The sequence below is a fragment of the Fibrobacter sp. UBA4297 genome (assembly GCF_002394865.1).
Taxonomy (GTDB): domain Bacteria; phylum Fibrobacterota; class Fibrobacteria; order Fibrobacterales; family Fibrobacteraceae; genus Fibrobacter.
In genome coordinates, this window is the sequence record NZ_DGUZ01000010.1 from 89659 (window position 1) to 102866 (window position 13208).

The window sequence follows — 13208 nt, forward strand, 5'->3', positions numbered from 1 at the left end:
AAGCCGCGAGGCGTCGCGTCGAAGGAACTAGAAATTAAAGACGACTCGGAATAAATCCGGGCCGTTTTTTATTTTTAGAACGAGGTAATATATTTAATCTAATAATAGAGGGGCCAAATGAGCGAAGGAGAAAAAAATCAATTCAACGGAAACCTGGCTTTACTCAGGGTTTGCGTTATCGTATTCATTGCGAACCTGTTGAACTTTGTCGTCAATATGTGTATTTCGGCTGGGCACGGTGGATTTTTCAGTTCTTTGTGGAGTGCACTTACGAATTCGTCGTTTGAAGATTTGCTTGCGACGGTCGGACTGTTGGTGGCTTCGGGAGTTGGTTTAGTTGTGCTGCTCGGTGTCTTGGCTTTTGCCGTTTTACTTGCGCTAGGGATATTTGCGCTTGTCAAAAAGAGCGTGAAGGCGCTAAAAATATTGGCGGTGCTGTTCCTTATCTGGGTTGTGCTGTGTGCATTCGCTATGAATCCTATAAGCGGTTTGTTGGGAAATGAAATGCGAGAAGTGAATCTTGCCCAGAGCTTCATTAGCTTGATTTTTAACATAAATGTTGTCGTTGCCGTGGCGGCGTTTTTTGTGACTTCTGAAAAACAGGATCTCTTGCTCCGGCTTTGCGCTATCTGCTTTGCCGTAAGCGGATTGAACAGCTTGTCGCATTTTATCTTTACGCAACTTCCCGTGTTTCAGCTTGCTTTCTTTGGTGTTGTTTATTTAGCAGTAGGCGTATTTGCGTTTGTCAAAAAGAATGTGCCAGTCTTGATGGTGGGCTCTTTTATGATATTTATTCAAATTTTGTTGAACTTATTCAATTTTATCCGCATCTCTGGATTAGACCTTTATATTGCGGTTTCGCTTGTTGCCCATACGCTTTTCCATACTTCAACCGTGATTGCCATTGCGGTATTCTTTATTAAACCTGAATGGGTGAAATCGTTCTTACAGAAAATTAAAGGATGATTTATGAATTTAGCCTTGCTTAGAGTTTGTGCTGCCGTCATGATTATGAACTCGCTGTATAACATTGCGAGCCTGCTTTTCAATAGGTTTTACGCAGAAATGACGGGAGATATCGAACCTTTAGGATTTTTTATTGCATCACTTCTTTTGTGCGTGATTATTTTTGCATTAGGAACAGTCGCACTTGTTAAACAGAATGTGTTGGTTTTGAAAATCTACGCTGTGTGGATAGCCATTTGTATTTTGGGTGGAACCGTAGTAGACATCATGAACTTTAATCGCTTGCCGCTTGGTGTTAGCTATAGTCATCTCTTTAACAGTCTGCTTGAACGAATTGTGAATCCCATGATAGTTTTTGTTGTTGCTGTATTTTTCATTGAACCCAAAAAGGCTACGCAATTTGGCTTGCTTCAATTTTGCACGGCATTTTTCATGGTCGATGGCGCAAATGACATGATTCAATCTATTGTGAGTTTATTTAAAGGTGCGGAATCATTTTCCATTGTGAATGCAGTGTTGGCTTTATTGCCTATTGCTCTAGGCGTGTTCGCCATCGTGAAAAGAAATTCTTTGATATTGAAAATTTATGCCGTGATAGCATTTGTCGAACTTTTATGGGGCTCGCTAGGGTATATGCGCGAAAATATGTATGGCGGCTATTATGTTGCCAGTGCTTTTGTTGGACTGATGTTCAATACGTTCCTTGTCGTTTGCGTAGCGACATTCTTTATCGAACCCGAGAAAACCCGTGCTTATTTCCAAAAAGTGAAAAGTTTATTTGTCAAGTGGAAAGAGATGACGTGATTAAAAAGCCGCCGATTTTGTCGGCGGCAGCATTTCTTAGCTTTATTCCTTAGCTTTCGAAGGGCCTTACTCTCAGCGTGACGCCGAGCTCTTCGCAAATCTTGCGGCAGCGTTCGATTTTTTCTTCGGGCATCACTTTTTCGACGACGGTCATCACCACGTTTGGCACGTGCTCTTTTGCAAGCACTGCGAATTCCTTCAGCGCATCGAAGGACTGGATTCCGAATCTCGAGCGCGTGAGTTCCAGGAATTCTTCGGCGTCCGGGGCGTTCATCGAGATGGAAACGGTGTTGAAACGGCCTTCAAGATCGGGCGTTACGTCTCTGCCGTGGATCAGGTTTGCAAGTCCGTTCGTGTTCAGGCGGACTTTTAATTTCGGGTATTTGCCGTGCAGCTGGTCGATGACTTTGCACACGTCGTGGAGGCGTTCGAGCGGTTCGCCGTAGCCGCAAAAGACGAGTTCGTTGATGACGGAAAGGTCGTACTTGTCGAAAATACTCATGACGCCGTTGACACTCGGTTCGCCGCCTCTGAGCCAGAGCGAATTGCCTTCCATCATTTTCTTTGTTTGGCGCAAGCAAAAAACGCAACTGCACGGGCAGCGGTTTGTCATGTTCACATAAATATTCTTGCCTGTGATGTCGCCGCTGTTGGCGATGTCGAGGTAGCCTGCTTGTCCAACATTTCCTGTTACCGTATAAACAACCATTTTAATCCTCCATCAAGTCACGAAGGTACATTTCGAAGCACAGTCCCCAATGCGTGGGAACGTTATTGTCTTCGCAGTAGCGGATGCACTTTGTTACAAATTCTGCGGCCTTTTTGACCGATTCGTAAAAATCGTGACCGTTCATGTACATGCCCGCAATAATTGAACTGATGACGTCTCCAGTTCCGCTGCGGTCGCCGCCGATGCGGTCCACCATCACGATTCGCGGTTCTTCGCCTTTGCTGTAGACGTAGTTCATGATTTGCTTGCTGTTGTACGGAATGCCGGTTACGACGATGTGTTCGGGGCCTTGTTCCGTGAGCTTGCGGCACATTTCGCCAAGTTCGGCGTCGGTAAATCCTTCGGTGCGGTATTCAACGTCGGTCAGCGTGCAAAGTTCTGTCAAGTTCGGCGTCAAGATGTCGGCGTAATGGACGAGCGCTTTCATCTTTTCGCACAAATTCGGCGTGTAGGTCTCGTAGAGCTTGCCGTAGTCGCCCATCACGGGGTCCACCAAGGTAAACGAACCATTTTTCTTGAATGTCTTGAAGAAATCTATGACGATGTCGACCTGTTCTTCGGAACCGAGGAACCCAGAAGCGATGGCGTCGAATGATAAATTCAAATCCTTGTAGGTTTGAATGTAATCGCGCATTTTTGACGTGTAGTCGTCGAAGTAGTATTCGGGGAACTGCGTGTGTGCCGAAAGGACTGCGGTTGGAATTGTAACCGCTTGAATTTTCATGGCGGAAACAATCGGTGCCATGACTGCGATGGAGCACCGACCAAATCCTGTAACATCATTAATTAACGCGATTTTCTTTTGAGACATGACGAGTGAAAATTTAAAAAATTAAGAAATAAAAATTAAGAGTGAATGTGTCAATCCCGACGCCTGTCCTCGCTTGACGGGGATGATCGGGAATCTCCCCTAATCTCCGACAGTATGCGCACGGACGCAAATGCCGCTGATACAATCACCGCAAGGAGTGCAGGGCCGAGGAAAACGGAGTCGAAATGTTCTGCGACCTGGTAGGCGATAAAGCCTGCGAGCCAGGCAAAAATGTTCCAGAGCCAAGCGCCGAGCGATTCGGTGCGTTCCTTCGAGAAGTAGAATGAAACGAGAAGTACGGCGGCCATCGGGGCGAATACGGAAGCAATCAGGTAAAGGAAGCTGATGTAGTGCTCCATGATTCCCGAAATGGCGAGAGCTGCGCTCAAGAAACTCACGACAACACCTGCAATTTTTGGATTTATTTTACTGTAAATCGCCTTGGAAGATTCGCCAGCGGAGTTTGCCGCAAGGAAGTTTGTTGTTACTGTCGAGAGTACTACGATGATGATTCCGGGGAGGCCGAGACCTGCGAGGAGAATGGCCTGCGCGATGTTATTGCTTGCGCCAATGCCCGAAATTTCAATACCGATAATGTACATCCAGAGACTTGCGAATGTGTAAGCGATGGCAGAAATTGCTGTTGCCTTTACGGGCTTTTCGGCGTCCTTCGTGTAGTCCGAAATGACCGGCAACCAAGAAATCGGCATAGCGATGGAAATTTCGAAAATGTTCCAGAAGCCGAGCGTTGCTACTGTTGTGGCGTTTCCGGCGGTTGTTGCAACATTAGCGGCGGCGCTTGAACTGCTGCCGAGTCCGAACAACTTCACAGAAAGAATGGCGAGCAAAATAGTAAGAGCGGCCATCACGACGGTCGTCACGTTTGCAGAACGGCGGATGCCCACATAGACCCAAGCGGCGATGAGGGCGGCGAGAATCACGCAAGTCAAGGGGAATGAAATCGGCAAGTTGAGCCCAGCCAATGCCGAAGCGCCCTGAGCGTTCAAGACCGCGACCCAGGCGAGCAACTGGAATGTGTTCAGCGCGGCGAAGAACTTGGAACCGTATTTGCCGAATGAGGATTTGGTCGTTTCCATGGCGTTCAAGCGAACGCGCGCACCGATGAGGCCCACGAAAAAGAGCAAAATGCCGCCAAAAATGTGCCCGAGCACGAGCGGGAGCCAGAGCGAATCTCTGGCAGCTGCAGCGCCAATTTCTATACCGGCTTCAATTTCGGAAACGGAGATGGCAACGCCAAACCATATAATTCCATTTGCAAAAAGTCCTGTGCGTTTTTCCATGTTACGCCTCCTGTTGTCTCTTTCGCTTGTCGCTTCGCTTTCGTCATCCTGAAGCCGAAGGCGATAGGATCCATTATTTCTTGCATTTGTTTTTTGATGCTTCTTTCAAATGCGGCACAAAGATAGCAATGGGGTGGAGTGGTCGCAAGCCCTTTTATATATACTACTTTTTTATGCGGTGTTATATATTTTTACTATAGAAAACAAATGTCGATAGTTTATACTTATTAAATGATTTTCGGTATTTATGGCGGGCTGGTAGCTTCTGACAACAGAAAAATCCCCGCGGCGCTTTGCACACGGGGATGAGCGATAGACTAGAGCGAACTTAGAATCTGTCTATCAGTAAAGAGAGGTGTTCCTTGCAACGACAGTAGAGGTGTAACTTTTTACTTTTCTTCGCGCAGTTTCTTGGCGGCGGCGACGAGGTTCTTGAGGCTTGCCGTCGTTTCGGTTTCGCCACGAGTCTTGAGGCCGCAATCCGGGTTCACCCACACGTTTTGCTGCGGGACTTTCGCGATGATCTTGTGGAGTGCGTCAACGATTTCCTGTTCGGACGGAACGCGCGGAGAGTGGATGTCGTAAACACCCGGGCCCACCTGCGTTTCGAACTTGGCATCGTTCAAGGCATCGAGCAACTTGAGGTCAGAACGGCTGGCTTCGAACGTAATCACGTCGGCGTCCATGTTGTCGATGTCGCGGACGATGTCGTTGAATTCGCTATAGCACATGTGCGTGTGGATCTGCGTTTCGGGCTTGACCTTGGCATGGACTAGGCGGAATGCCGGAATGGCCCAGTCGAGATATTCCTTGTGCCAATCGCTCTTGCGGAGCGGCAACTTTTCGCGGAGAGCGGCTTCATCAATCTGGATGATTCTGATGCCGTTCTTTTCGAGATCCAAAACTTCGTCACGGATGGCAAGGCCGATTTCCTGAGCCTGCGTCTTCAAGGAAACATCTTCGCGCGGGAACGACCAGTTGAGAATCGTGACAGGACCCGTAAGCATGCCCTTTACCGGCTTCTTGGTGCAGCTCTGTGCGAAAACGGACCATTCGACCGTAATCGGAGCGCTGCGGCTCACGTCACCCCAAATGACAGGCGGCTTCACGCAACGGGTACCGTAGCTCTGCACCCAGGCGTTCTGCGTGAATACAAAGCCGTCAATCTTGGAACCGAAATATTCCACCATGTCATTACGTTCAAATTCACCGTGGACAATCACGTCGAGGCCAATTTCTTCCTGCAACTTGATGCATTCGGCAATCTTCTTCTGGTTGAATGCAACGTACTGTTCCTTGGAAATTTCGCCCTTGCGGAAAGCGGCGCGGTTGGCGCGAACTTCGGCAGTCTGCGGGAAGGAGCCGATTGTCGTTGTCGGGAAGGCCGGCAACTTGAATTCTGCTTTCTGCACTTCACGGCGTTCGAGGCGGCTCGGCTTGCGTTCGAAATCAGCAGCAGAGAGGGCGGTGAGTTCTGCCTGAACCTTTGCATTTGCCTGCACGCGAGCAGTTGCGAACAAAGCCTTGTTCTTGGCGAGTGCATCTGCGTCAGCGCTAGCGAGTTCTGCAAGTTCTGTGAGCTTTTCTTCGGCGAATGCAAAGTGCTTAAGAATGTCCGCCGAGAGCTTCTGTTCTGCAGCAACCGTGTAAGGCACATGCAAGAGAGAGCAAGATGTGCCAACAACAACGTTTTCTGCAGCGACGACCTTTTTGATTTCGTCAAGAATTGCATTCTTCTGTGCGTAATCGGCGCGCCAGATGTTCTTGCCGTTTACAACGCCTGCTAAGAGGAGCGTGTTCTTTGGGAAACCCGTCTTCAAAAGTTCAAGAGACTTAAGACCTTCAACGAAATCCAAACCGATAGCGTCAAAGCCGAGGGCGGTCACATCCTGATAAACATCGCGGATGTCGCCGAAGTAAGTCTGCAATGCAATCTTGAGGTTCTTCTTTTCGCCGATCTTTCTCAAGAGTTCTGCGTAAATCGTCTTGAAGAGTTCGCGTTCTTCTGCAGTCACATCGAAAACGAGAGCCGGTTCTGCGAACGAAATCCACTTGGCGCCTGCGGTGGCGAGCTTTTCGGCGAGTTCTGCGTAAGCGTTGACAGCTGCTGCGGCGAAGTCCTTGGCCTTCTTGTTGCCGTTGTAACGTGCAAGACGGAGGAATGTGTATGCGCCGATAAGCGTCGGAACGGATTCAATTCCGGCCGATTTGGCTTCGTTGAATTCTTCAACCGGCTTCTTGCCGACGAGCTTGAGATCGGTAGCGTCATCGATTTCCGGAACAATGTAATGATAGTTCGTATTGAACCATTTCTTCATCGGGAGGGCCTTCACATCGCCCTTTGCACCCTGGTAACCGTGGGCGGCAGCGAAATACTTTTCGAGCGTGCTCAATTCGAGGCTGCTGTAGCGTTCTGGAATGACATTCAGCAAAAATGCGGTGTCAAGAACGTTGTCGTAAAACGAGAAGTCATTGGACGGGATGAAGTCGATACCTGCGGCATTCTGCTTCTGCCAACCGTACTGGCGGATTTCTGCGGCGACCTTCTGGAGTTCAGCTTCGGAGATTTCGCCCTTGAAGAACTTTTCACTAGCGAACTTGAGTTCACGATTCTTACCGATACGCGGGAAACCAATTACAGATGTTTTAATGCTCATAGTGTTTTACCTACCTTTTTACTTTGTTTTTTTTGAACGCTCCAAATATACCTCACTTTTTATCATTGGTAAAATACTATTTTTTATGCGTTCACCATAGATTTTTCCTATGGTGATTTATAACTAGCGATAAAGAAAATTTATAATTAACTTGTAAACCTAAAACCTAATACCTATAACCTAAAAGCGAAGCGACCTAACAATGACTCTACAACAACTTAAATACGCCATCGCCATTGCAGACACGCGAAACATCACCGAAGCGTCCAAGCGAGTCTTTATCTCGCAACCGAGCCTTACCGCTGCTATCCACGAACTTGAAGAAGAAATGGGCGTGACGATTTTCAACCGCTCCAACAAAGGCGTGACCATCACAAACGAAGGCGATGAATTCCTTTCGTACGCAAGACAGGTTTTGGAACAAGCAACCCTCATGGAAGACCGCTATAAAGGCGGCAAAGGCGGCAATATGATTTTCTCCGTCAGCTGCCAGCACTATTCTTTTGCCGTGAATGCGTTTGTTGATGTTATCCGCAAGTTCGGTGGCCCAAGCTACGATTTTACGCTTCGCGAAACGCAAACTAACGAAATCATTGACGATGTCGCCAAAATGAAAAGCGAAATGGGCGTGCTTTACCTCAGTGACAAAAACGAAAAGGTCATCACCAAGCTCATTCAAAAGAACAATCTTGTGTTTGAACCGCTTTTTGCAACACCGCTTCACGTGTTCATGTCATCGAAGAATCCGCTTGCGAAAAAAGAAAAAATCACACTTGCGGATCTCAAACCGTTTCCGTACTTGACTTACGAACAGGGCGATTTCAACTCGTTCTACTTTGCCGAAGAACCGCTCACTGCCATCGATTTCGACTGTCCGCGAAACATCAAAGTCCGTGACCGCGCTACACTTTTCAACTTGCTCATCGGCCTTGACGGCTACACGATTTGCTCTGGTGTCATTAGCCACAAACTCAACGGCAAGAACATCATTGCAAAGCGCCTCGATGTTCACGACAAGATGACCGTCGGTTACGTGATGCGCAAAGGCGTCACCAAATCACGCTATGCCGAAGCGTACACCGCAGCGCTAAAGAAACATTGCAAGTAAAGAAAATTGCTTGACAATTTATCAACAATTGTGGATGGCTTGATTTTGGAATATAAAAGATATATTTTTGGTTATATGAATAATCGGTTCTTTCGTTCACAATTTTCTTTGTTGCCTGCATTCGGTAGGTTTGGCGCGCTTGTTCTTTTTTTCATCCTCTCTGCGTGTTCCGAGTCTTTCACGGATTCGCGTGACGGGCAAAGTTATGACTTTGTAAAAATTGGCAATCTCACATGGATGGCGGAAAATTTGAATTATGTAACAGAGGCGAGTGCTTGCCCTGATGGCGACTTGCGAAATTGCAAACGGTTGGGGCGCCTTTATACTTGGGCTGAGGCAAAAACGGTTTGTCCGGAGGGTTGGCGGCTCCCGACGAAATCGGACTTTGCGGAGCTCATTTCTGCGGCGTCTGGGGATGATGCGCGACCTCTCGCAGGCGCGGCTTTAAAATCTCGCGACGGCTGGTTCAAAAAAGGAAACGGCTCTGATGACTTCGGATTCAACGCGCTCCCGGCGGGTTATCGTGGCGCGATCTCGAAAGCTGATGACGGCACAATTTCCGGCGGCAAGTTTGATGGTATTGGCGGTTACGCGTATTTCTGGAGCGCGACCGAAGATTCTGAAAATCCGGAATCGAATGCGTATTATTTATTCCTGTCGTTCAGCAGCGATGCTGCGAGTTTAAATTCGTTTTTGAAAGATGACTTTCGTTCCATACGCTGTGTTCGGTAAAGTCCGCGCAGTATCATTTGCAGATATATTCTATATGAGGTCGCGCGCATTCCTCGAAGCATGCGCATTTTCCGACGCATACACTTTTCCCGTGCATCCCGACACGTCGGCTTACAATAAATAATCCATCCTGATATTTCGCATGCTTTCGAACAAGTTTGCCTTGAGCGTGGAACTTCCTTTCGTTAAGCTCTTGATTTCTTCGCGGATGGTTTTGCGATGGCTTGCTTTCGAGAATTCGCAGGTGCAGGTGAACTTGCGGATGTCGGCGTCTTCGGCGTAGGCGATGATTTCGCTTTCTTCGCAGTAGCAGAGCGGGCGGATGATGCTGCACGGATACTTTTCGTACGGGACCATGGGCGGCATGCCGCTGAATTCGCCTTTGTATAGCATGTTCATCAGTAGCGTTTCGACGATGTCATCCATGTGGTGGCCGAGCGCAATTTTGTTGAAGTTGTTTTCGCTTGCGAACTTGATGAGTTCTGTGCGGCGTTGTGTGCTGCACCAATAGCAATTCAGCTTGCGGCCTTCCTTGAGGCGGGCTTCTACGGCGACGTCCTTAAAGTAGAATGGCACTTGCGGGTATTCTTCTGCCATTCGTTGCAAAAATTCGCGGGGAGCCTTGTCTGCAAAATCGCTTTGGATGTGGATGGCGGCAAGTTCGCATTTTGGCCCGAATTTGCCGAGTCGCGCGGCGAGCTCCATCAACAACACGCTTGAATCCTTGCCACCGCTTGTGGCGATGAGTACGCGGTCTCCGTCTTCAATCAAATTGAAGTCGTGGATGGCTTTCGTGATTTTCTTATTGACTCTCTTGCGAATTTGACTCGACATAATTACTTTATCCAAAGCGCACGCATTCCCAGGCGCAGTTCTAAAATGACTCAATAAAAAAGGCTCTCTCGCGAGAGCCTTAAACTTGTCCGAACTACAATTAGTTGTCCGTCAGGTGCGTCGGCATCAACAAGAACGAGAAGTTCATGTTTTCGCCAACCGGCTCAATGATGCAAGCGCCAAGCGGATTGTTCATCTTCATGATGACTTCTTCGCTCTTGCACATGCCGAGGATTTCTGCGAGGAACTGGCCGTTGAAGCCAATGCAGAAGCTGCCTTCTCCGTTGTGCGTGATAGCGAGTGCTTCGCGAGAATCGCCGCCGACATCCGGGTCCGTGGCGCTGAGTTCGAGGATGTTGCCGTCGAACTGCAAACGGATCTTGCGGGTGCGAGCGTTGGCCATAGAAATCACGCTGCGAATCTTGTTCTGGAATTCCGTGGTGTTGGCCTGTGCGGTACGTTCGAACTGCTGCGGGATCACAGAGCGGTAGCTCGGATACGGTCCTTCGTAAAGCTTCGAGATGACTTGAATGGAACCCGTGTTGAAGAGAATGTGCGTTGCAGAGGTGCGGACTTCAACCGTGGAGTCGCCCTTTGCCATGTGCAGAATGTGTTGCAAAGCCTTGTGCGGGATGATGACGCCGTTCGAAAGTTCTGCGCCTTCCTGGTCAATAGCTGCGCGGCCCAAACGGTGACCGTCTGTTGCGACCATGGAAATCTTGCCGTCCTTTGCTTCGAGGAACACGCCGTTCAAGCTCAAGCGCGTGGAGTCGGTGGAAGTGGCGAACAATGTCTTTTCGGCGAGGAATGCAAGTTCGCTTGCGGCGATGTTCAATGTTTCGCCATTTTCGATTTCCGGGAACGGCGGGAAGTCGTTTGCGTCAAAGCCGATGATGCTTGCCTTGCCGCGTTCGCTCCACTGGATCTTGACCAAGTAATCCTGTGCGTCGAAAGTGATGTTCGTGATGCTCGGGTCCACGAGGCTCTTCACCTGGTCGAACAGCTTACGTGCGTTGATGACGACTGCACCATCACGTTCGCCCTGCACTTCCACCTTGACCCTGATACCGAGGTCGAGGTCTGTTGCACTTACTTCGAGGAAGTTGCCTTCAAGGCGGAGCGAAAAGTTGTTGAGAATCTGGATGGTGGACTTGTTCGGGACGGCGCTAATCGCTGCCTGCAGAGCGTCCTGCAATACATTCTTTTGAATCGTAAACTTCATGAATTAGCCTCTCTGGATGATCATTGTTCCTACGAAAAATACAACGACGATAATTGCGAGGAGCACGATAACTCGTTTATCCAGCGCATTTGACTTTTTTGGAACGAAATTTTTGACGTTTTGCTTTGCTCTTCTGCGATCGCTGCGACTCATAGAAAATTCTCCATTGTTTTATGCTGAAAAATCTACTATTTTAAAGGCAGGTCGAAAGGATTTATGAACGAAAAAACTCTAAATAAACTGAAAAATACGGCTAAGGACTGCGCGGCAAACGTGCTTTCCCGTGTTGAATTGTCGATGGTAGAGTGCAAGCTCAAAAACAAGTTCCAACTGCTCGGACAAAAGGTCTACGAAGCGATTCAGGAAGGCCGTCTGGACGAAATCAAGGATGACCCGTCCGCTGTCGAAACGGTAGGTGCCATTTTCGAAATCAAGAAACAGGTTGCAGAACTCGAACAGAAATTGAACAAGGCTGAAGGTCCAAGTGAAAAAGCTTGAGGTCCACATTTATCCTAACAAGGAATCGCGCGGGAAAACCGTTACTTTCTCTGTACGAAAAGTAATTATTTACTTTGTTTTAACTGTCTGCGCCATTCTTGGATTTATTATGTTCTCGCCGGTGCAAATTGTGGAGAACTTGTCGAACGGCAACCTGATGGATGTCTATCACCAGAATTCGGTCATTAAGAACGAAATCAAGAAAATCCGCACGGTGGTCGATACGACGATTTTAAAGATTGAAGAGACGCGCATTGTCCGCGATAGTACACTCAAGTTGGGTGGTTTAGGTTTTACGCTCGAAAACGTCGCCGACGACGAAGCTCCGAAAAAGAATTTGCATGCAATGAGGTCGACGTTCCGTAAGACACTCAACAAGCTTGAAGCGGATTCCGCGCTGGCTGCACATATCCCGGTTTTGCATCCGCTCAAGAACCATCACGATATCAAGAGCCGTTTTGAAATGGTTTTCGATGCGTTCACGGATCAGGAGCTCCCGCACAGAGGTGTGGACTTCTTGGCTGCCGAAGGCGATACGGTCTATGCGCCAGGTGCCGGTACCGTTGTCGAGGTCCGCAAGCATCGTGGCTTTGGACTTTCTATGAAGATTGAGCACATGGAACATGTGAAGACGTTCTATGCGCATCTCGGTGAAACGCTTGTGAAACAAGGCGCTAAAGTTCGTCGTGGCGATCCGATTGCGCTTATTGGCAAGAGCGGGCTCCAGTCGAGTCTCGGCCTGCATTACGAAATCCGCGTGAACGGTACCCCTGTCAACCCGGAAGATTACTTTATTACAAAATAGTCGCTATCCGCAACAGCGCAGGCGCACCGCCTACGCACTTGAGCTGATTTTTTGCTGTTACCCCAGCCAGCCGATTTGTTCAACGGCGGTAGTTATCAACAGCAATGGCCATGCGTTATCGAAAAAACGCCCAGTGCGTTTTCCGGTAAATATGTTGTACATAAATACCAGCGAAAGCGTCATGACGATACCTGCGATAACTCGAGAAAGATTAGCTCCCGGCGTTACGAAAAATCCAGGATAGCTCCCAAAGAACAAGCCCGCTGATGCTTTAGATAAACAAAATCCGGTGATGCCCAAGTCTAGAGTTCTTTTCTTTTGGCGCAGATAGCTCCATGAGTAAGCTATAATAATGCCGACGACTGCGCTTGCGTAAGGAACGTATGGCAAGACTTCGAGGTTGCTGATTGTTTTGAGAGCTTCTGATGAACCAAACTGCTTGTTTTGCAAGAAAAAAGCAATTTGTTTTGCCACATAAGCGCCTCCAAAAACAGTGACTAGCGGCCACAATCCAATGGCTCTTTTGAGTTTTTCCTCTTCTTCTTGGAGCTCCTTTTTCTTTTTTTCAATAGGCTCAAGTTCGTCAATCCGTTTTTCGACGATTGCAATGCGTTCTTCGGATTCTGCTTTTTCGGCAGCGTCCAGCTCATCATAAAGCTCATCGTACGAGAGTTTGCAAATGCGGTTCTTGAACGCTTCCAGAGATTCTTCGGCATGAGTCTTTTCTTCTTGCATGCAAA

The 13208-nt window shown here is 48.3% G+C and carries 13 protein-coding genes; 6 read left to right on the plus strand and 7 right to left on the minus strand.

Annotated elements, in window-relative coordinates:
- Window positions 1-117: 117 nt before the first annotated feature.
- Window positions 118-966 (plus strand): hypothetical protein, encoded by an 849-nt coding sequence (locus B3A20_RS05330; RefSeq protein ID WP_290762621.1) that lies wholly within the window; start codon window positions 118-120, stop codon window positions 964-966.
- A gap of 3 nt (window positions 967-969) precedes the next feature.
- Window positions 970-1770, plus strand: coding sequence for a hypothetical protein (locus tag B3A20_RS05335; RefSeq protein WP_290762623.1), 801 nt, complete (start codon window positions 970-972; stop codon window positions 1768-1770).
- Window positions 1771-1819: 49 nt separating this feature from the next.
- Here the strand turns inward: B3A20_RS05335 and B3A20_RS05340 are convergent, their stop codons facing one another.
- The 4 genes from B3A20_RS05340 to metE form a co-directional block, all read right to left on the minus strand.
- Complete coding sequence (locus tag B3A20_RS05340; RefSeq protein WP_290762625.1) at window positions 1820-2479, minus strand: TatD family nuclease-associated radical SAM protein; 660 nt, start codon at window positions 2477-2479, stop codon at window positions 1820-1822.
- A 1-nt stretch (window position 2480) separates the two neighbouring features.
- Window positions 2481-3311 (minus strand): pyridoxamine kinase, encoded by an 831-nt coding sequence (locus B3A20_RS05345; protein ID WP_073442740.1) that lies wholly within the window; start codon window positions 3309-3311, stop codon window positions 2481-2483.
- 50 nt (window positions 3312-3361) lie between these two features.
- Window positions 3362-4612, minus strand: coding sequence for a cytosine permease (locus B3A20_RS05350; RefSeq protein ID WP_290762629.1), 1251 nt, complete (start codon window positions 4610-4612; stop codon window positions 3362-3364).
- 389 nt (window positions 4613-5001) lie between these two features.
- On the minus strand, window positions 5002-7269 hold the full coding sequence (metE, locus tag B3A20_RS05355) for a 5-methyltetrahydropteroyltriglutamate--homocysteine S-methyltransferase (RefSeq protein WP_290762631.1): 2268 nt from the start codon (window positions 7267-7269) through the stop codon (window positions 5002-5004).
- A 202-nt stretch (window positions 7270-7471) separates the two neighbouring features.
- Here metE and B3A20_RS05360 point away from each other — a divergent pair, with 202 nt between their 5' ends.
- Both B3A20_RS05360 and B3A20_RS05365 read left to right on the plus strand, forming a co-directional pair.
- Entirely contained in the window at window positions 7472-8377 is a 906-nt protein-coding gene (locus tag B3A20_RS05360) for a LysR family transcriptional regulator (protein WP_290762632.1), read from the plus strand.
- 75 nt (window positions 8378-8452) lie between these two features.
- Window positions 8453-9109: a fibrobacter succinogenes major paralogous domain-containing protein gene (locus tag B3A20_RS05365; RefSeq protein WP_290762767.1), complete on the plus strand. Its 657-nt coding sequence runs from the start codon at window positions 8453-8455 to the stop codon at window positions 9107-9109.
- A 111-nt stretch (window positions 9110-9220) separates the two neighbouring features.
- Here the strand turns inward: B3A20_RS05365 and B3A20_RS05370 are convergent, their stop codons facing one another.
- Window positions 9221-9943, minus strand: coding sequence for a tRNA 2-thiocytidine biosynthesis TtcA family protein (locus tag B3A20_RS05370; RefSeq protein WP_041260116.1), 723 nt, complete (start codon window positions 9941-9943; stop codon window positions 9221-9223).
- A gap of 100 nt (window positions 9944-10043) precedes the next feature.
- Entirely contained in the window at window positions 10044-11165 is a 1122-nt protein-coding gene (gene dnaN, locus B3A20_RS05375) for a DNA polymerase III subunit beta (RefSeq protein WP_014546038.1), read from the minus strand.
- A 216-nt stretch (window positions 11166-11381) separates the two neighbouring features.
- On the opposite strand from dnaN, the gene B3A20_RS05380 reads away from it, so the two are divergent.
- Together B3A20_RS05380 and B3A20_RS05385 are read left to right on the plus strand one after the other, a co-directional pair.
- The gene (locus tag B3A20_RS05380; protein ID WP_290762636.1) at window positions 11382-11663 is read left to right on the plus strand and encodes a hypothetical protein; all 282 of its coding nucleotides are present in this window, start codon (window positions 11382-11384) and stop codon (window positions 11661-11663) included.
- Complete coding sequence (locus B3A20_RS05385; RefSeq protein WP_290762638.1) at window positions 11650-12468, plus strand: M23 family metallopeptidase; 819 nt, start codon at window positions 11650-11652, stop codon at window positions 12466-12468. The genes B3A20_RS05380 and B3A20_RS05385 overlap by 14 nt, the downstream gene beginning before the upstream one ends.
- 57 nt (window positions 12469-12525) lie before the next feature.
- On the opposite strand, the gene B3A20_RS05390 is transcribed toward B3A20_RS05385, so the two are convergent.
- On the minus strand, window positions 12526-13203 hold the full coding sequence (locus tag B3A20_RS05390; RefSeq protein WP_290762640.1) for a hypothetical protein: 678 nt from the start codon (window positions 13201-13203) through the stop codon (window positions 12526-12528).
- Between the last annotated feature and the right edge of the window lie 5 nt (window positions 13204-13208).

Coding starts and splice junctions, on each gene's coding strand:
- B3A20_RS05330 (WP_290762621.1), top strand. CDS start 118: ATGAGCGAAGGAGAAAAAAATCAATTCAACGGAAACCTGGCTTTACTC.
- B3A20_RS05335 (WP_290762623.1), top strand. CDS start 970: ATGAATTTAGCCTTGCTTAGAGTTTGTGCTGCCGTCATGATTATGAAC.
- B3A20_RS05340 (WP_290762625.1), bottom strand. CDS start 2,479: ATGGTTGTTTATACGGTAACAGGAAATGTTGGACAAGCAGGCTACCTC.
- B3A20_RS05345 (WP_073442740.1), bottom strand. CDS start 3,311: ATGTCTCAAAAGAAAATCGCGTTAATTAATGATGTTACAGGATTTGGT.
- B3A20_RS05350 (WP_290762629.1), bottom strand. CDS start 4,612: ATGGAAAAACGCACAGGACTTTTTGCAAATGGAATTATATGGTTTGGC.
- metE (WP_290762631.1), bottom strand. CDS start 7,269: ATGAGCATTAAAACATCTGTAATTGGTTTCCCGCGTATCGGTAAGAAT.
- B3A20_RS05360 (WP_290762632.1), top strand. CDS start 7,472: ATGACTCTACAACAACTTAAATACGCCATCGCCATTGCAGACACGCGA.
- B3A20_RS05365 (WP_290762767.1), top strand. CDS start 8,453: ATGAATAATCGGTTCTTTCGTTCACAATTTTCTTTGTTGCCTGCATTC.
- B3A20_RS05370 (WP_041260116.1), bottom strand. CDS start 9,943: ATGTCGAGTCAAATTCGCAAGAGAGTCAATAAGAAAATCACGAAAGCC.
- dnaN (WP_014546038.1), bottom strand. CDS start 11,165: ATGAAGTTTACGATTCAAAAGAATGTATTGCAGGACGCTCTGCAGGCA.
- B3A20_RS05380 (WP_290762636.1), top strand. CDS start 11,382: ATGAACGAAAAAACTCTAAATAAACTGAAAAATACGGCTAAGGACTGC.
- B3A20_RS05390 (WP_290762640.1), bottom strand. CDS start 13,203: ATGCAAGAAGAAAAGACTCATGCCGAAGAATCTCTGGAAGCGTTCAAG.